Source organism: Paraburkholderia xenovorans LB400 (assembly GCF_000013645.1).
GTDB classification, from domain to species: domain Bacteria; phylum Pseudomonadota; class Gammaproteobacteria; order Burkholderiales; family Burkholderiaceae; genus Paraburkholderia; species Paraburkholderia xenovorans.
In genome coordinates, this window is the sequence record NC_007951.1 from 783,842 (window position 1) to 801,829 (window position 17,988).

The following is a 17,988-nucleotide window of genomic DNA, read 5'->3' on the forward strand; positions in this document are numbered from 1 at the left end:
ACAACACCATTTCGGCCTTAAAGCCTCGCCACATAAGGGTTTCCGGATTGTTTGGGTTCGACTTGATAATCATCGTCGCTTGGAAAGTATTCACATGGGCTCACCATGTAATGATTTCTTCGATATAGCCACGGCGCAAAGGATAAGGGTATCGAGACGCATGAACACCGCTGTCGTCACGATATAGTTCGCGTACGGTATGCGAGTTGAACTCGTGGTTGATTGAAAGCACTTTGCACGTCGAATTGCGTGCAAACTTCCAGTAAGAGTGAGCCACGTCCTTTGGCATTTCTGTCCAAGAATCAACATTGACGATAAGATCGTATTTCTCGTCGTGTCCGTCGATTTCCGTATTGGACATAACCCGAATGGGGCTGATGCTCTGCTCTGAACCAAGCGAGACCTCGCCGTCGCCCAAGACGCGACCCAGAAAATATCCCTGAGCGGCGTTTGTCAGCGGTAGATCTACGATTGTGTAATTTTTCACGCCGAACTGACGCGCGAAGTATGCGGTACGCCCAAGCCCGGCACCAATTTCCATAACCCGAAATTCAGGCTTGCCCTGCGCCAGTTGCCCAATACGCCAGCCTTGATACAAAGACTGAACCGAACGAAACCCGATGACGCCGCGCTTGGACGAAACGCCAAGTTCATTGGGATATGGGTTGGGGAAGGCGAGTTGAATTCGCAGTTCACTTTCTATCTCGTCGAGCAAAGAGTCGACATCGAGTACGCCTGAGCGATCGGCCAGAGTCTTATCGACCTCGTATTCTGGATAGTCCGCTCTGCGTGCGCCGATGGCTTCCGAGAGGCTAACCAGCGCGTCGGAGATCCAGTATGAATACAGTTCGCGCCAATCCGCCTTCCTACTGAGCCGTGTCAGTACTAGCTCGTGGGGCTCCATCTCGCCTTCTGGCGAACTTGCAATCGCATCGAAACCCCAGAAGAATGCGCTTGATGCCGGATCCCTGAGAAATCGAGCGGCAGTGTCAACATCGTCGCCAGAAAGCGCGTCATGAATTGGCTTCTTGAGAGCAAAATGCCAAACGTCCCAGAATCCATCTGTCGGCGCAAAGTGCTTGATCGCGTCCCGGTAGGCTTTCATCACGCGGCGCACCAAATTTTGATCTGCGGGCGATCCGGGCTCTGACGATAGGGTGAGCTCCGGAGGCAAATACGAAGGCATCCGGTTCAATGCCCACACAAAGTTTTCCAGTGTCTCCATGCGCTCAAGAAATTGGGCCCGGCAATCAGGGCCGCGCTTATATGCGCGCCCTTCCTGATGTCCATAATTTAGATAGTGAGCGGCAGGATCGACACCCGCATTGCGCACGTCAGGATTGAGGTCAAGGTAATCGTTGGCGTCAAAATCGGGAGGCAGCGCTATTTGGTTCATTGCGGATACTGGATAGATTGAAAGGCGGTACATAGTCGACAGCCCTCCTATTATCCACCAAGAGCGACAACGATCGGCCTGAGCACGACTAGCCCGCGTTGCGCTTGCGACGAGCGCCGCTGCCAGATCGCGACCAGTTACCGGGAGCTTTAAGCAATCAATGTTCGGCGCGGAGTTGACCTTGCGCAGTCGCACAGTCGAAGGGGGTACTGGGAGGCATGGGGTGCGTTGATCGCCTCCAATGTGATTCGCCGTGAGATCGCCAGCGCTGCGCGGGAGGTAAAGCTCGAACTGACTACTGAACCTGTCCGCATTTTTGTGTGCGAGGCGGTTAACTGATTTACCCGCGTGCGTTGGTGTCCTGTGGGTAAGCGTCAACGGCTATCGCGCCTGGAAGCGTGGCGGCACGCCCAAGCGCAAGCGGCTCACTGACGCCCAGTTGCTTACGTTGATTCGGTCCATCCATGCAGAGTTCAAGGGAGCCTATGGCTCGCCGCGCATGACCGAGGAGATTCGCGCGCGCGGGTTTCCGGCCGGCAAAGCTCGCGTGGAGCGTCTGATGAGCAAGAACGGCATTCGGGCACGCCACAGGCGTCGTTACCGGGTCACGACCGATTCCAGGCACAAGCTGCCGGTCGCGCCGAACTTGCTGAACCGCGAATTCACGCCGGTTGCACCGAATCAGGTGTTCAGCTCGGACATCACGTACATCTGGACCGACGAAGGATGGCTGTATCTTGCGGTCGTGCTGGACTTGTTCAATCGGGAAGTCGTGGGCTGGTCCATCAAGCCGCGCATGACGGTGGACCTTGTGACTGACGCGCTGATGATGGCGTGGTTCCGCCGGAAGCCCGCGCCCGGCGCGCTGTATCACTCGGACCGTGGCAGCCAGGGCGCGAGCCACGAGTTTCAGCGCAAACTGTCCGACTATGGCATGCGCTGTTCGATGAGCCGCAAGGGAAATTGTTGGGACACTCAGTTCAGAATACGCCTCGAACGTCGGACCGATCTGACCCGTGTTGGGATTGGCCGAGCTGCCCTGGCGTTGACCTGTCGATCGGGTTCCGGCGTTCCCCGAGCGTTGCCGGGCTCACCGTCTGTGACCTGATAGGAGCTTTGTACTGCACCATGAGTGTCCTGTCCTGCGAGTGGGGTTGGCGATGCGCCCACTACAACGGATACACGCATGGAACAAAACGAAGTGATTCTGGGGGTTGACACGCATCTGGATACGCATGTCGGGGCTGTGATCAGCGACACAGGCAAGCTTCTCGGAACGCTGTCGGTTACGACCGACACGGCAGGATATCTCGACCTGTTGACATGGGCGAACTCGTTCGGCCGGCTACGCCGCGCCGGCGTTGAAGGTACCGGCACCTACGGAGCGGGTTTGGCCCGCGTGCTGCGCGATCATGAGATCGAGGTGCTTGAAGTGAATCGTCCCGATAGCGCCATGCGCCGATCCAGAGGGAAGTCAGATCCCACTGATGCCGAAAACGCTGCGCGTGCGGTCCTCGCCGGAAGGGCTACGGCTATTCCAAAGGAGCAGTCCGGTGCCGCCGAGGCGATGCGCGCCGTCTCCGTTGCCAGGCGCAGTGCAGTCAAGGCAAAGACGCAAGCTATCAACCAGTTACGGGCTTTGCTCGTCAGCGCGCCGCAGGAAATCCGTGATCGTCTTCTGAAAGCGAAGGTTGCTAGACGGCGTCAAGCAGCACGCCGGCCAAAACAATTGTCGCCCCCCAGGTTGTAGAATGCGTTGAGGATTGCGTCCGTCTTCGCTCGTTGGGTAAAACGCCAATGTTGCAAACGCTTACCACTACGCTGCGGTTGCTGGCAAAGCGTTGGCTGACGCTGGCAGAAGAGCTCAAAGCACTCGATACCATGCTTGACAGCCTCACCAGCGAGCATGCCAAGCGAGTTCGCGAAAGATTCGGCGTTGGCCCGCAGACCGCGGCGGTACTGGTTGCTGTCGCAGGTGACAATCCCGAACGTCTGAAAAGCGAAGCTGCGCTGGCGGCACTTTGCGGCACAAGTCCGTTGCAGGCGTCGTCCGGCAAGACGGTCCGGCATCGTTTGAACAGGGGCGGAGATCGGTCTGCAAATAACGCCCTATGGACCATTGCCATGGTTCGGATGCGCAGTGATCCGCGTACCCGTGCGTATGTGGATCGTCGGACAAAGGAAGGCATGTCGAACAAGGAAATCCATCGCTGCCTGAAGCGCTATATCGTCCGTGAACTGTACCCGCTCATCTTGGCCGATCTGGCCGATTCGACGGCCGCTGCTTGACATAGGAGCGTCAACGCGCCGACGGAGAGCTTCTTCAACAGCCTGAAGAATGAACGGGTACATGCTACGCGCTACCGAACGCACCGCGAGGCCGCAGCCGACTTGTTCGAATACATCGAAGTGTTTTATAACCGCAGTCGTCGTCATTCGTCGCTCGGCTTTGTATCGCCGACCCAGTTCCTGCAAGACTGGCTCAGTGCTCAGCAGGCAAAGGATGCGGCTGCATAACCCGGGGCCTCTGGAAGGCGAAAAACAGAGGGAAGGTCACACTTCAGTGCCGGGCATTGGCCAACTGACGGCTACGGCCATTACTGCTTTTGCCGGCACGGGAACCCAGTTCAAATCCGGACGTCATCTGGCCTCCTGGCTCGGCCTCGTACCAAGGGAATTTTCGACAGGAGGGAAGCAGCACCTCCTCGGTATCAGCAAGCGTGGTAATCCATATTTGCGCAAACTACTTGTTCACGGCGCACGTTCGTGCGTGCTGCATCTCGACCGGACAAAGGACCACCTTGGTGTCTGGATAAGCGCAATGGAAGCGAAAGGCATACACCGTAACAAGGTTATTGTTGCGCTCGCGAGACAACCACAGCAGCAATAGGAGTTTGACCACTTCCAAGTTTGCTTGCCCGCAATTGATGACGAAACAGTGCAACGGCGTTTGGTAAGTCCGGGACAAAAAAGCGGCCTTCGTGGCCGGTCCAATTTATTGGGAACCAGACGCGCATATCCCATCATGGCCTTGCCGCCAAAAGCGGCTGACTCGCGAGAGGCCGGATACATTTACGCAAACTGCTTCGCTGCCAATGCTCGCTTGCAAAACCGGGGGGGACCATACATTTTTTGCCCGGCCGTACTCCACTGCTTCGCGGAAGATTTCCACTTCCATCGTCTTTATATGGACGCCTCCAGCTTGCCAAGGACTTATTGCGTTGTCGAACAGATACAGGCTGCGGTTTTATATTCGGCCTGTGCAGGTCGATGCCCGCTGGCCCTAATGGAATCCGCTGACTCAATCCTCATTTTTGCCACGGACCATGACGTCCGGAAGACGATGCAGGTTTGATGAGTCCCGGTCTTACCTGTTTGCCATTGCAACGTTACCTTGCGCAACCTTGAACTAGAGAGTTGAGAATCTGAACGACGCGGTGACGCGGGGGGTCAAGTCGCCGTGAGGGGCGGTGGGTAGCTAGCGCTGTATGAGCGACCGTGGGCCAGAAGGGCCCATATCGTTCGGGCTATCTTGTTTGCCATCGCGACGACTACGACATTGAGGGGACGCCGCATGCATAATTGCACAGCCCACGACCCCGGGTCTTTCGCGTGTTTCATAACGGAGCGGGCACCGTGAATCATGAGAGTACGCAGATACCGGTCTCCTCTCTTGCTGATGCCAAGCAGGCGGACCTTGCCGCCGGTTCCGAACTGCGCGGGAACAAGGCCCAGCCATGCCGCAAATTCCCGCCCAGAGCGGAAGGCTTTCGGGTCGCCCATAGAAGCGACGGCGGCAGTGGCAGTGAGAAACCCCACGCCCGGGATTTCTGCGATTGTCCTGCAGGCCGGGTTCTCACGTAACCATGTACGGAGTCGTTGCTCGATGGCAGCAATCTGCTTGTCGATATCGACTAGTCGTTGCCATTGCTCTCGAAGAGAATCTATTAATACCCGAGGCAGGCGTGAATCGAGGCGCGACAGGACGTCTGGCATGGCCCGGTTCATTGCTGCACGCCCGACGCCCATTACTTCTCCGTACTCTCCCAGCAAGCCCCTCAGGCAGTTCGACTGGGAGCGGCGGAATATCACGAGCTGCTGCCGTATTCGGTGCAACGCGAGAACGGCCTGCTGGGCTTCAGTCTTGACCGGCACCGCCCGCACGCCCGGATGATTTGCTGCTGCCCAGATGGCGCGCGCATCTGCTACATCGTTCTTGTTTCCTGTGACGAACGCTTTGACGTGCTTGCCGGGCATCAGCTTGACCTCGTGCCCGAGCTCAATCAGACGACGCGCCCAGTGCTGTGAACCTCCACAAGCCTCCATCCCGATAAGACATCGTTCGCGGTTAGCAAAGTGCTCCAGGAACTGGCTACGACGAAGCTGTCTGTCAAACACCGCGCCGGTATCTGAAACTATCCAGTGAAGTTGGAAAACCCGCTTGGCGATGTCTACGCCCACGACTGTCGGTTCCATTTCTCTCTCCGGTAGGACGGGCCTCAATTATGCGATGAGGAGGCGTCCATACCATTTTTGCCCAGCAGTCGCTGGAGTTCACGAATCTGTTTCATCGCTTCGGCCAGGTCGGATGCCGGCACGACCTGCTCGCCAGCACTAACTGCTGACAGGCTTCCGTCCTGGTAGAGCTTGCGCCAGGCGAACACCTGGTTTGCATTTACCTGATGACGACGGGCAACTCCGGATACGGTTGCGCCGGGCTCGAAGGTCTCGCGCACTATCGCAAGCTTCTCCTCGACAGAGCGCCGGCGGCGCTGTTCGGGCTGGGTCAGAACTTCAATGGGTTCCACGTTAGAGCCGGGCTTAAAATCGGGTAAGGCCACAGCGTCGCCGCTGCGGCCTCCCCTAAGAACCGTACGTGCAAGTTTCCCTGCATACGGCTCAAGCATTCCAAAGTCACACGCCGGTGTGACCGGCGTCCACCATCTGACGCCTGCGCATTGTCTTGCCGAGGTTCTTCCGCCGCAGCGAAGGGCGCAGACACCGCGAACGATGCTCTTTCATGCTTCCATCTACGAAGTCTTTCGACAGCTTTGCGCTGGACACCGGACGGAAGTCTGCACGCTTTCGCGTAGGGTAATGTTGAAACCCTTATCTGGACCGTTTCAGCCCAGCATTCGCTTTTTCCGTCTTCTCTTACCCGCACAGTCAACAACTCGCCTTGCGACTCGTCTGCCTCGTGGGCAACTGTATGGGCTTACCACGTTCCCGCTTCATCACACGACCGGGTTAGGGTCCGCCTTTTCGCCGGCGGGCATCTCGACGACGTGCTCCGACCTATGAACGGAGCATCCGCCCGTGCACCTGTTTGGTAAATGCCTGACAGCAGCTTTGGCATTCTTCTTCTGACGACGTTTATCAGCGATTCACATGTGTTACCCATACCGGCCAGCCTTGCGTCTCGGCCCCGTCGCTGCTCAGAGCTTCTACACGTCACCTCGCGGCGGCGCATACAGTTGGACTACGTTGTCGGAAAGGCTTCATCCAGCGTCGTCGCCAACGAAAGATGCTTTCCTAGGCCACCTCTGGTCGCACAGCGGGTCCTCTATCGTACGAACATGTTCGCGACTGGACAATGATGAAGCGGACATGCACTGCGCTCTTCAACAACGAGCCTCATGCTTCGTGTCGCACCATAGGCGTAAGACTACCTCAAAGTTTAAGCATTACCTCGTGTCCGGTTATCGCCGGGGCCGGCCCAAAGCCGAACAAGGTTGTTCTGGTTGCCTGCATGAGAAAACTGCTGGCTTATCCTCAACGCCATCGCAAAAACAGGAAAGCCATGGGACGAATTCATCCACACGGCTTGACTGGTAAGACAGTTGCTCACTATTCCTGACAGGCCCTCGGCGCGCGCACCATAGCACACGCTGCCGAACAGGCTCAGTCCGGCATGAGTCTTGCGCTCAGCACAATGCCCCGTTCGTCAATCCATACAGTTTCTAGGAGCTTTTCGCGATACTTGTCAGGCTCTGATTCAATCAATATTTCCTCGTCCATCCCGCGCTCTTCCAATGCTTTTAACAGATCTTTAACTTTCATGCCTTTCCTCCTCGATTTGCGCCGGTTGACGCGTTGTATGATCCGTGCGTAGCCCGCTGCACCAGCGTTCCCTCGCCTAATACACGGCGACCGTCCGCGCTGCATTTCGTTAGTTTAGCCGACCGGGCCGCGTGGCATTGCGGTTGCCAAGAAAACCCTAGATGCCACTCCGAAGGCTTTCATTCGATTACCTTACCAAACCTGCCGTGCACAGCGCATGCGCTCATCGTCGAATTGACACGCCGCGATGAAGTCACACGATTGGAGGTCGTCTCATCGGGGCGGAAAATTCTTGGAAAAGACCTTGTCGGTCTGCCGCTTGACGTTGTGACCTTGCCCCTGTTTGACGAATCCCATAACCGAGGGAGTTGTGCGGCCTCGTCTTGGTGAGCTGTCAGCCGGTTCTTCTCGAACGCCATGGGCTGACGTAGTCGAGTGTAACCGGCGTGCGTTGGAAAAGCCCAGTCAGTCAATCACCTCATCCGTTGCGGCACGCCGCGTGCGTGGCGAAGTGTCGTTCAGGCATGTGTGCTATCTTCAGCGAACCCCACAGACTTTCCGTGGCGCGTTGACCCAACAATCGCCACGTCGGCTCATCGATCAACGTATGCCACAGGCCTTCCGCGTGTCCTGAAACAGGAGCTGCATACTGTTTAGGTTCCAGGAGTCGTTGCAACATCTGATGTTTATGACGCGAGTAGTAGATGTCTCAGTGCTTCTGCTGGCGCTTTCCATCCAAGGCTTTTACGCGGTCTGCAATTCAGTGCGTATGCGGCGGCATCGAGTTCACTCTCCGTGTACCGACTGATGTCATTGCCTTTGGGAAAGTATTGACGTAACGGACCGTTCGTATTCTCGTTGGTCTCACGTTGCCACGGGCTTTGAGGATCGCCGAAATAGATTTCCAGACCTGTATCGATTCGACTGCACATGCTGGGCCGTCTCTGCGCCTTAGTCCCGTGAGTGATCGTCTCAACCGTTCTGGTACTAACACGATCTTCGCAGCTATGGCATTGCGGACAGCCGCCGCTCCATAACCCGCCAGCGGCGGCCCATTCTTGATTCGCACGCCGTTGTCATGGCCCTCCATAGGTCGGAGATGCAGCAACATTGTAAAGCGGCTGGTACGCTCGACCAGCGTGCCCACTGCGGATCGGTTAAGGCCGATGATCAGGTCACCTTCCCAGTGATCCGGGACAGCACGATCAGCAGTGTGAGCCGGTCGTTCACTGATCATGACCTCCGGAGTGAGGGAGTGCTTTCCACGCTGTTGCATCCTGGCTCGAGGCAAACGAAGTGCACGGCCCGTACATGCCAGACCGGCAATGGTGGGGATCTGTTGTCGTTTCCAACGTTGCAAACGACGCGTTGCTGCAGGCGGTCCACACGAACCAATTTTCCACCGCAATAGCATCTCGGCGGCAAACAGGGCCGCTCGTTCGAACCTAGGGAAGATTTGCAAAAAGTCCTGCCGTCGACGTACGGTTGCACTATCCTGGTAGATAGGAAAGTTTAAGGGGTGCCTCGATGACGCAACTTGGCCTTGGTCTGGATCTGTCAACGAAACGTACCCGAAAACGGGAATTTCTCGATGAGATGAGGTGCGTTGTGCCATGGTCGAGGTTGATTGCGTTGATCGAATCGCACTATCCGAAGAAGACTGGACGGCCGCCGTTCCCGATTGCGACGATGCTGCAGATCCACTTCATGCAGCAGTGGTTTGGTCTGTCAGACCCGGCGATGGCCGGCGATGGAAGAGGCGCTTTATGACGCATCACTGTATCGTGAGTTTGCGGGGCTAGACGGCGGGATGACGCGTTTGCCGGACGAGGGCACGATTCTCCGGTTTCGCCACCTGCTCGAAACGCTCGGCCTGGCTGCGCAGATGCTCACGCTGGTCAATGAGATCTTGAGCGAGCAAGGCTTGATGCTTAAAACACGGTCGGCTGTCGACGCTACCTCGATCTCTGCACCCAGCTCTGCGAAGAACGGCTCTGGTACACGAGACCCGGAAATACACCAGACGAAGAAGGGAAATCAGTGGTACTTCGGGATGAAAGCGCATGTCGGCGTGGATGCAGACTCGGGGCTGGTGCACGCCGTCGTCGGTACTGCGGCCAACGTTCACGACATCAACGCGGCCGAAGCGTTGTTGCACGGCAGGAAATGGATGTGTACGCTGACGCCGGATATCAGGGTATCGAAACGCACTGCAAGGCAAAGGCGGTTCGCTGGCATGTCGCGATGCGGCCAGGCAGGCGTAGACAACTGGACCTGAACGATCGCCCGGACGCGATTCGTTCAGATTGAACGTCTGAAGGTCGGCGTCCGCGCCAAGGTCGAACATCCGTTCCGAGTCCTCAAGCAGCAGTTTGGCTACACGAAGACCCGGTACCGGGGTTTGATGAAAAACACCGCCCAGATCACGATACTAATTGCGCTGGGTAACCTGTGGATGGCACGCAAGGTTTTGCGGAAACGTGAAATGCTCGGAGATTGAGGCCACAAGTCTCAGCAAACAAGGGGCGTCGCGCTTCAGAAGCCGGACGACCAGCCTGTCGGCAGATTCTCATCTCTGACTCGGTTCAAGTGGCAAGAGATCTGCGCTCTGAAAACGCGTTGTGCAGACCTTCCCTAATTCGCTCCGCGTCCAACGCGGGCAAAGGCATAGCGACTCAACCGCTCGTCGCACTGCGTCCGCGCTGCCGCGCAAAGATAGTTCGCCGCGTGTTCTGCCCGCTCCCTCATCGTGTGCTCCGCATGCATGTACCGCGAAGGTCCGCAAGCACGTTAGACAAACGAAGCTCTTTCTCAAACATTGCGCTGGCTCCGAGCCGCGCGCTTGGCCGCAGCAGTTCCACTTGCCGCGCGTCAAACAAGATGAGAGCAGCGCGTCAATCTGGATGAGAGTACTGGCGTTGCGGCAGCGGTGGAGGGCGTAGCCCGGAACCGCTGCCGCAACGCCGCGCCGAGGAGTCCGCCCCGCTGCCGGGGTGCCTTGTCGGTGGTCGCGGTAAATCGGGTATGAACAGCTCTTCCATGTAGCGAAGGGAGGCTGAGTTGCCCGGCCGACACATCAACGACCATCAGATGAGGCTCTACATGAAGTACAGACTCAAGGAAGGACCAGCTCAAGCGGCTGCGCGCGCCGGGTTCAGCGCCGCCACGGGTTATCGCATCGATCGGGACCGGCGACTGCCATCGCAGAAGAAGGCCCCGCGCGGGCGTCGCCGGGCCGATCCCCTCGTCGCGATCTTTGACACCGAGATCGTGCCGCTGCTCCAGTCCGCCCCCGGCATCCGGCCGATAGCCGTACTCGACGAGATGCTTCGGCGCCATCCCGAGCTCCCGGGCAACGTGCGTCGCACTCTCGAGCGGCGTATTCGCGACTGGCGCGCCCTTCATGGCGAGGAACGTGACGTCATGTTCCGTCAGGTACACCAGCCCGGTCAGCTAGGCTTGTCCGACTTCACCGAGATGGACAGCCTGGGCATCACCGTGGCGGGTATCGCGCTGGACCACCGCCTCTATCACTTCCGGCTGGCCTGCTCGGGCTTTGAGCACGCTCACGTCATTCTCGGCGGCGAGAGCTATGTCGCGCTGGCCGAAGGGCTTCAGAACGCCATCTGGGCACTCGGAGGCGCACCGCGCGAGCACCGCAGCGACAGCCTGTCGGCGGCGTTCCGCAATCTCGATGCCGACGCGCGCGAGGATTTGACCACGCGTTATGATGCGCTGTGCGCTCACTACGGCATGCAGCCCACACGCAACAACCGTGGCGTTGCCCACGAGAACGGCTCCATCGAGAGCCCTCATGGGCACCTCAAGAACGCAGTGCGTGATGCGTTGCTTCTGCGCGGCAGTCACGACTTCGACGATCTCGATTCCTATCGCCGCTTCATCGACGAGATCGTCGGTCGAATCAACGCGCGTAATGGCAAACGCATTGAGGCCGAGCGTGCACTGCTTCAGCCGCTTCCGGTCCAGCGTACGTGCGACTACGAGGAAACGCGCGTGTACGTCACGACCACCTGCGGCTTCGTCCTGCGCAAGGTGTTCTATACCGTCCCGTCACGACTGATAGGCCATCACCTGCGCGTGCGGCTGTATGACGACCGCCTGGAGCTGTTCCTGGGCGGCACGGCCCTGATGACACTGCAGCGCGGCCGTGCGGGCCCCAATGGCAAGCACGGCCACGTCATCAACTACCGGCACGTCATCCACGCGCTGCGCCGCAAGCCCATGGCGCTGCTCAACCTGGTCTATCGCGATCAGATCTTTCCGCGCGAGGCCTATCGCCTGACCTTCGATCGCCTGCTCGAGCAGCTCCCGGAGCGTCAGGCATGCAGGACCATGGTTGAACTGCTTAGCCTGGCCCACGAGCACAACTGCGAAGCGCAACTGGCCCAGGCACTGCAGCAGTGTCTGGGCGATGGACGGTTACCCGACCTGGACACACTGTGTTCGCGTTTCGAAGCGAAGCGCACGAACAGCATGCCGGAGGTGAACGTCCAGCTGGCACCGCTGAGCGACTACGAAGCCCTGCTTGACATGGCAACGGAGGTGACGGCATGAGTCTCGACATCGACGCCACCCGCCTGTCGCTGCTGCTCAACGATTTGCGGCTGCCCGCCATCAAGCAGATCTGGTCCAGCTTTGCCGAGCGATCCGACACGGAAGGCTGGCCGGCAGCGCGCCTGCTGATGGCGCTGGCCGAACACGAGATCGCCGAGCGCGATCGACGCCGGGTCGAACGTCACCTCAGGGACGCAAAGCTGCTGCCGGGCAAGACGCTGGAGAACTTCGATTTCGACGCGGTGCCGATGGTGTCCCGCGCGCACGTCTCGGCGCTTTGCGCTGGCGACGGCTGGCTGCGTAACGGCACCAACCTGATTCTTCTGGGACCGAGTGGCGGTGGCAAGTCGCACTTGTCGTCGGCCATCGGACTGAGTCTGCTGGAGAAGGGCTGGAAGGTCCTGTTTGCGCGTACCACCGACCTCGTGCAGCGGTTGCAGGTCGCGCGCCGCGAACTCGCTCTGGAGTCCGCCATCAACCGGCTGGATCGCTTCGATTTGGTCATCCTGGACGATTTCGCCTATGTCAGCAAGGATCAGGCCGAGACGTCGGTCCTGTTCGAGCTCATCAGCGCCAGATATGAACGCCGTTCTCTTTGCATAACAGCAAATCAACCGTTCGGCGAATGGGACAAGGTCTTCCCCGACCGGGCCATGACGGTGGCCGCCGTCGACCGGCTGGTCCATCACTCGACCATCTTTGAGCTGAACGTCGAAAGCTACCGTCGCCGTACGGCCCTGCAGCGCAAGCAGCAGGAACCGGGACGCCCGGCCAGTCGCGCGACACCAAAGAACGTTGGCGTGCCACCGACACAGGAGGATCAGCACGGCATTGACCTCACCAACTGACCCGCTGTCTCATCCTGATTGACGCGCGGCTCGCAGGTAAAGCTAGCCGGCGTCAATCAACCCATCACCTTCCACGCCACCCCATTCTCATCCTGATTGTCGCGCAGCCAGAATACCTGCGGCGTCACACATTACACAGCAATCCTCAACGACGGAAGGCTTCAGCTTGATTGTCGCGCGACACCCGCTCGCCCGCGTCAATCAACACCGCGCGTCAATCAACAAACGCTTGCCAGCGTCAATCAACATCGGCATCATCATTCCTGCCGCGACATTCTCAACTTGATTGTCGCGCGTCTCTCATCCAGATTGTCGCGCCACATCCACTTTCCTGAGGAATTAACCCCTTTGTTTCGTAGTCGCGTCGAATTCGCCTTCGCGCTCTCCGCGAAATGGAAAACGACTGCTGCCTCGGTGGTAACAGATGACAAAGCCCATCGCGGGTGCGATTCGACTGCTTCTCTTCTCGACCCGTTGTCTTGACTTCGTGATGAACGTGGCGTGCTGAAGTTATCGGGATGCTGCTTGGCGACGTGAATTATGCCAGCCGTCTAGCAGACGTTCTGATGCTTCATCGGCATGGGCGCGTTGGACATGGCTGCCGTAGGGAGGCTTCTCGAGCGCAGCATTGCAGACATCAAATATATGGAGATAGACGTCGCGTTACCGGTTTTTATATATAAGTAATACTAATTATCAGAATGAGGAATGATCGCATAGAAGATTTTTATGTTTACCGTATGAAGTCAAACCAAAGGAAAACAAATGAAACAGGTCAAGGCGCTGTTTTCTCTTACGGGTACACGTGCACCCAACGCTGCCGCATGCCGGCAAGAACTGGCCGTTGAGCGCGCGGGACTCGCCAGCGACCGCAATGGCTGGAAAAGGCATCAACGCAGTTTGTCTCTTCCGTTATCAAAGAAGATGGCATCAATCGTGCTTCATACTTGAGCACGCGCCCGGCACGCGCAATCCTATGACGTGGACAGAGTGTCTTGCTGTGACTGCGTTTGGCGCATTTGTCATTGATCGATACGATTGGACCGGGACCGTGAAGCGCTCGTCAAACGACGAGGAGCTTCTTGTACATGAAAGGCTTGGTGTTGTCTCGGTGCAGACGTCTCCGTTGCGCAGGGCAAAGCCCGCCCTGCGACACCTGCGTGGTCTACTGATCGAATACGACTGCCCGGTTGAATGCATTGCGGTATTCGCTGCACCGCATTGCGCGCTTGATCCCACCTTGCCGGAAACAACTCTGCAAGCGTCAGAGCTTCACCATTTTATGCGCACGCGGTTCAACCGCTTTCGCGACAGTCATCGCCAGTATCTCGATTCGGAAAGAATCGCCGCGTATTTGCAGTTGCATTGTACCGATTGGGGCGAGAATTGCGTATAGGGCGAAATGTTAGCGAACGGCGTTGGTCGTCGTGCAACCTGATGGCACTTCATGATCTTGACGAGTTTCTCCGCCATGCCATTATTGTTTTTGGGGGGCTTAAGCGCTAGACGAGGTAGGTGGCAAACCTGCGGTATTCCCGGGCAGATGCTGGCTGTTCTCCGTAAGCTGGTAATGTAATTAGGTTCTCTAAAAGTGGATTCGCGGTAGTCGCGAGGATGCTCTGTATGGGACGAAACACGAAATCACCCGAAACGCGGGCGCCTGTCAGTTCTGGTCATATACTGGATTCACCTCGACGCAGCGACCGTGGCGGTATAGCGCCACGCGCTCATCCAAAAGAATCGGCCGAGCCGAATGCGAGAGGCGTCGAGGGTCAAAGGAGTTGTGCCCGGGCGCTCCCCGCTGGCTTCCGACCACAAGAGCGTCGAGCTCGGCTAACTCGTTGGCCTCCCAAACCCAGTGGCTGATAGGTCAGATACAAAGCGTTTTTGCGAACCGATACTTACCGTTCTCATCGTTGGCAAGCCGATCCCGTCTAATGCGAACACTAAGTTCACTCAGCTGATTGCGGAGGAAACCGGATTCCAGTAGCACCATTCTGATGCAGGTGATTTCCAGGAGAAGTAATTCAACATCAACGCATCGCTTCGAGCGCGCTTGGATAAAGCCCGCAAGCAGAGCCAGATCCAGGTCCGGCAGCCGGCCTGGAAGCGATGAGTACGGAGCTATGGATCGTTCAAATTCGAGCCAGACGTTTGACATGATGGCGCGCATCATGTCGTTGCATCCGATCTTGTCGGCGCAACGCTTGACTTGCTTGAGGAGTGAGGAATCGGACATGGAGGCCTCTCAAGTTTTGGAAGGGTGCTCTTCCATTAGTGCGTCGTCAGCCGGACATGCCAGATCGTGCGTCCCATTGGGCAGGCCGATAGGATAGCCGCTTAGCGCGCCATGTCGACGTTTTGCCAGAAGGCGCGCTGTTGCCCGGGGTAGTTTGCTCGGCGCGCGGCGACGATCGGCTTCGATATGGTGCACTGATATATGCCCCTCGAACCTCGCCCGGATCGGCTGGCAATAGTGTCCAAGAATCATCTGGATGCGGCTGGGGCCGTGTCCAAGCGATTCGCTCAGTTCCGCAAGAACCTCGTAGGGGGCCATTCCCGCCTCCAGCATTTCGAGTGCACTCTTGAGCGCATATGTGTAACGAAGCGAATGAAAGCTGGTTGGCCCGACCATACCAGCCCTGCGCAGTAGTGCTTTGAGTCGATTCATTGCGGATTTGAGTGTCTTGCCGTTGCCAGTAATCAATTCGAGATTGTGTTCGCGCGCGTACGCGAGTGCGGAACGGATCGCTTCGATCGTCTGCGGGCGCTCGCACTCGATGATCCGCACGTGCCTCGGCCTTGCGTTTTTCGAGCCACGCATCAGCGGAAGCGTGGAATCGCCGCGAACGAGTGCGTCAAGCCACATTCCGAGATCGCGCGCACACATCAGTGCCTCCTTGCGTCGGAGTCCGAGGTGCAGGGCGAGCGATATCATGTGCATGAGCCCCTGATCTATCCATTTAGCTTTGCCGATCAACTCGTCAATTTCGGTCGGGTTCATGGCGCGTTTTGTCCCCTTCCGTATTCGTCGAACGAGCTGAAGTTCCTTGTTGTTGCACACCTCGTCAATGTTCCGGCCGGCATGGCGCGATGTAACACGAACAGCCGAAAATATGTTCGCGAGGGTGCCCGCGGTTTTGCCCTGTGCCATGCAGTATTGGGCATAGGCATGAATCACCCATTCCGGGATTTGACTGACCGATGCGCGTAATTCCCCCACCTGCCTGGCAAAGCGCAAAAGGCCTGTTGTATCGAACCGCCTGTTCTGCTGAGTTGCAAAGCTGCCGCCTGCTTTTTTGCTGCTTATGGCGGAATTGTGTATGGCCTTTGACATCATGCTCATGAGCTAGCTCCTGGCTGTCACCCGCATGTCAACTCATGTTCGCCCGCGGGGAAAGGCAAACACGGCCCCGGTCACGATGAGCTCGTGACAGATCCGGAATACGTTCGGATGTCTGCGATGACGGGCTTGGCCGGGGCGGGGCGAGCGCGTACGTAAGCAATTGAATTCAGGGAGGGGGCCGGGTAATGCGTTGAGCTATGGGATCCGGTTACGGATAGGCCCTTGGTGAAAGCAGGTTCTGGATGGAAAGTGGAAGTCCGCGAAGAGAAATTGCGTCAATGCGGGAGCGGTGAGCGGCGGGTGTCTGACAGAGACACTCTTTCTGCGCCCGTCATGGGAGCCGGCACCGCGATTGGAGCGCTTGCGACCTTCATCCGGAGATGAATGAATCGCAAGGTTTGTCTTGATGGATACCGCGGTGTATATCGCAAGAAGATGCTTCCTCGACATCGGGAAGATATTGGCGGCATGGCCGCGTCACGAACACTGCTCGTATCTGGGGCGTAGGCGTCAGGGAGCGAATCCCTGGTACGTTGAAAAGACTCGCTTGTACGGAGCTTCCGTTGGCGAGCGATCACTTACCGCACAGGCGGTAACTGGTCGCGACGCGACACCGACTGCGCGTGCTGGCCTGAAAGAGTGAGAGAGGCACCACGCGAATGACGCTGTGGGAACTTCTTGCTTTGGAAAAGGCTCTGGCTCGATTGAGCCGTGCACGCCCGATTCATGTTGATGCTGCTAACACGAACTTGGCAAAGTGCTTTGCTTCGCCGTGAGGCTGAGCAATGCTTGTATAGAAATTGGGCTAAAAAGCCCCCAACCCCCAGCAAGGGGTGTAATGGTCGATGCTCGTGACGTGAGCGAACGGTACTGCAATCATTAGAACATAGCTGCAGAGATAGCAAAAGGGGGGTGTCGCTTTCGCACAAAAAGCAGGTCGCCGCAGCATGGGCAACGTCCTCGAGTGGCCCGCGACGCAACACTAGGTGGTGACCTTCGATCGCACACCAGTCCACGGTCGGCGATTACGTTCGGCCCCCATCCTGGCGCGCTTCCTTGCCTGACCAACGGGTTGGCGGCGTACGTCACTGCGAATGGGGGACGAGAGAGATTCTGTTGTCTGGCCAACGCAGATTTGAGCAATCGTTGAGCGAATCGTAGTCAGTCGGTGGCAGCCGCATTGTCTCAGCGCGGTACATCAGTGGGGAGTAAGGTGGCCGCCACGATCGACGCAAACAGCGTGGCCGCGTCCGCGAAGTGCTCCAACGAGAAATTGGCCGATCCGCGCAGTGCTCTGAAAAGTCGTCCCTTCCGCGCGGCCTGAAGGCTGAATATCGCGGGCTACGTGAGCGTCAGTGTGTTCGCGCTCGGATGGGTGGCCGTCTGGAATACGGTAATTCGCGTGTCGGCCGCTAGGTCGTCCGCGCATGCGGCCGTGCGAAATCCCGGTCACCGATGGTATGGCCGCAATGTGGGCAGTGCAGTTCTCTCCGGTGCAACGCGACGGCGCGCGGTTGCGGTTCCCTCTGGGACGAAGCTGCGACCGATGAACGTCGCGCAATGAGCTGCCTCCTCTGCCGGCGCGCACCACGGTCCATCATCCAGCCCATGCCTACAAACATTACATTGAGTCCAAGTAACGGCCATGCGATGTCCATGCTGGCTCCCCGCTGTTTCGGTGTGTCGAGCATAGCATGGGTACCGTGAGCCGCCGGCTTGCCAGTTTTGACGGCGTGGGGGTATATTCACGCCTGCGTCCACAA

12 protein-coding genes and 5 pseudogenes are annotated in these 17,988 nt (G+C 57.9%); 10 read left to right on the forward strand and 7 right to left on the reverse strand.

Features of this window, described 5'->3' with window-relative positions:
• Window positions 1-100 precede the first annotated feature (100 nt).
• The gene (locus BXE_RS03410) at window positions 101-1,429 is read right to left on the reverse strand and encodes a putative sugar O-methyltransferase (RefSeq protein ID WP_038456906.1); all 1,329 of its coding nucleotides are present in this window, start codon (window positions 1,427-1,429) and stop codon (window positions 101-103) included.
• Window positions 1,430-1,754: 325 nt separating this feature from the next.
• Here BXE_RS03410 and BXE_RS03415 point away from each other — a divergent pair.
• From BXE_RS03415 to BXE_RS48110, 5 genes and pseudogenes are all read left to right on the forward strand, one after another.
• Window positions 1,755-2,369 (forward strand): annotated as a pseudogene (locus BXE_RS03415) (IS3 family transposase); the annotation flags it as partial.
• A gap of 213 nt (window positions 2,370-2,582) precedes the next feature.
• A complete protein-coding gene (locus BXE_RS47045; RefSeq protein WP_233518832.1) occupies window positions 2,583-3,146 on the forward strand; it encodes an IS110 family transposase in 564 nt (187 codons plus the stop codon).
• A 47-nt stretch (window positions 3,147-3,193) separates the two neighbouring features.
• Complete coding sequence (locus BXE_RS47050; protein WP_322787377.1) at window positions 3,194-3,685, forward strand: transposase; 492 nt, start codon at window positions 3,194-3,196, stop codon at window positions 3,683-3,685.
• 12 nt (window positions 3,686-3,697) lie between these two features.
• Window positions 3,698-3,913: pseudogene (locus tag BXE_RS43810) on the forward strand (IS3 family transposase); the annotation flags it as partial.
• Entirely contained in the window at window positions 3,900-4,286 is a 387-nt protein-coding gene (locus BXE_RS48110) for a transposase (protein WP_407668613.1), read from the forward strand. The pseudogene BXE_RS43810 and the gene BXE_RS48110, both read left to right, overlap by 14 nt.
• A 560-nt stretch (window positions 4,287-4,846) precedes the next feature.
• Here BXE_RS48110 and BXE_RS03425 read toward each other — a convergent pair.
• From BXE_RS03425 to BXE_RS43820, 4 genes and pseudogenes are all read right to left on the reverse strand, one after another.
• Window positions 4,847-5,872: an IS110 family transposase gene (locus tag BXE_RS03425; protein WP_011487026.1), complete on the reverse strand. Its 1,026-nt coding sequence runs from the start codon at window positions 5,870-5,872 to the stop codon at window positions 4,847-4,849.
• A 44-nt stretch (window positions 5,873-5,916) separates the two neighbouring features.
• A pseudogene (locus BXE_RS03430) lies at window positions 5,917-6,195 on the reverse strand (transposase); the annotation flags it as partial.
• Window positions 6,196-7,297: 1,102 nt separating this feature from the next.
• A complete protein-coding gene (locus tag BXE_RS46380) occupies window positions 7,298-7,456 on the reverse strand; it encodes a hypothetical protein (RefSeq protein WP_158340923.1) in 159 nt (52 codons plus the stop codon).
• A 686-nt stretch (window positions 7,457-8,142) separates the two neighbouring features.
• Window positions 8,143-8,765, reverse strand: a pseudogene (locus BXE_RS43820) (IS30 family transposase); the annotation flags it as partial.
• A 218-nt stretch (window positions 8,766-8,983) separates the two neighbouring features.
• Between BXE_RS43820 and BXE_RS03435 the strand changes: the two are divergent.
• The 5 genes and pseudogenes from BXE_RS03435 to BXE_RS47065 all read left to right on the forward strand — a co-directional run bounded on the left by BXE_RS03435 (window position 8,984) and on the right by BXE_RS47065 (window position 14,275).
• Window positions 8,984-9,956, forward strand: a pseudogene (locus tag BXE_RS03435) (IS5 family transposase).
• 590 nt (window positions 9,957-10,546) lie between these two features.
• Window positions 10,547-12,031 (forward strand): IS21 family transposase, encoded by a 1,485-nt coding sequence (gene istA, locus BXE_RS03440; protein WP_038456258.1) that lies wholly within the window; start codon window positions 10,547-10,549, stop codon window positions 12,029-12,031.
• Window positions 12,028-12,879, forward strand: coding sequence for an IS21-like element helper ATPase IstB (gene istB, locus BXE_RS03445; protein ID WP_011487036.1), 852 nt, complete (start codon window positions 12,028-12,030; stop codon window positions 12,877-12,879). The genes istA and istB overlap by 4 nt, the downstream gene beginning before the upstream one ends.
• A 765-nt stretch (window positions 12,880-13,644) precedes the next feature.
• Entirely contained in the window at window positions 13,645-13,830 is a 186-nt protein-coding gene (locus BXE_RS47060) for a hypothetical protein (RefSeq protein ID WP_233518831.1), read from the forward strand.
• Between the two features lie 100 nt (window positions 13,831-13,930).
• Complete coding sequence (locus BXE_RS47065; RefSeq protein WP_233518830.1) at window positions 13,931-14,275, forward strand: hypothetical protein; 345 nt, start codon at window positions 13,931-13,933, stop codon at window positions 14,273-14,275.
• Between the two features lie 474 nt (window positions 14,276-14,749).
• On the opposite strand, the gene BXE_RS03455 is transcribed toward BXE_RS47065, so the two are convergent.
• On the reverse strand, window positions 14,750-15,118 hold the full coding sequence (locus BXE_RS03455) for a hypothetical protein (RefSeq protein ID WP_011487039.1): 369 nt from the start codon (window positions 15,116-15,118) through the stop codon (window positions 14,750-14,752).
• 9 nt (window positions 15,119-15,127) lie between these two features.
• Complete coding sequence (locus tag BXE_RS03460; RefSeq protein ID WP_011487040.1) at window positions 15,128-16,225, reverse strand: integrase domain-containing protein; 1,098 nt, start codon at window positions 16,223-16,225, stop codon at window positions 15,128-15,130.
• Window positions 16,226-17,988 lie beyond the last annotated feature (1,763 nt).

Bases quoted from the DNA above. Each gene is read 5' to 3' on its own strand.
- BXE_RS46380 (WP_158340923.1), bottom strand. From the start codon at position 7,456: ATGAAAGTTAAAGATCTGTTAAAAGCATTGGAAGAGCGCGGGATGGAC.
- BXE_RS47060 (WP_233518831.1), top strand. From the start codon at position 13,645: ATGAAACAGGTCAAGGCGCTGTTTTCTCTTACGGGTACACGTGCACCC.
- BXE_RS03455 (WP_011487039.1), bottom strand. From the start codon at position 15,118: ATGTCCGATTCCTCACTCCTCAAGCAAGTCAAGCGTTGCGCCGACAAG.
- BXE_RS48110 (WP_407668613.1), top strand. From the start codon at position 3,900: ATGCGGCTGCATAACCCGGGGCCTCTGGAAGGCGAAAAACAGAGGGAA.
- istB (WP_011487036.1), top strand. From the start codon at position 12,028: ATGAGTCTCGACATCGACGCCACCCGCCTGTCGCTGCTGCTCAACGAT.
- BXE_RS47050 (WP_322787377.1), top strand. From the start codon at position 3,194: ATGTTGCAAACGCTTACCACTACGCTGCGGTTGCTGGCAAAGCGTTGG.
- BXE_RS03410 (WP_038456906.1), bottom strand. From the start codon at position 1,429: ATGTACCGCCTTTCAATCTATCCAGTATCCGCAATGAACCAAATAGCG.
- istA (WP_038456258.1), top strand. From the start codon at position 10,547: ATGAGGCTCTACATGAAGTACAGACTCAAGGAAGGACCAGCTCAAGCG.
- BXE_RS47045 (WP_233518832.1), top strand. From the start codon at position 2,583: ATGGAACAAAACGAAGTGATTCTGGGGGTTGACACGCATCTGGATACG.
- BXE_RS03425 (WP_011487026.1), bottom strand. From the start codon at position 5,872: ATGGAACCGACAGTCGTGGGCGTAGACATCGCCAAGCGGGTTTTCCAA.
- BXE_RS03460 (WP_011487040.1), bottom strand. From the start codon at position 16,225: ATGAGCATGATGTCAAAGGCCATACACAATTCCGCCATAAGCAGCAAA.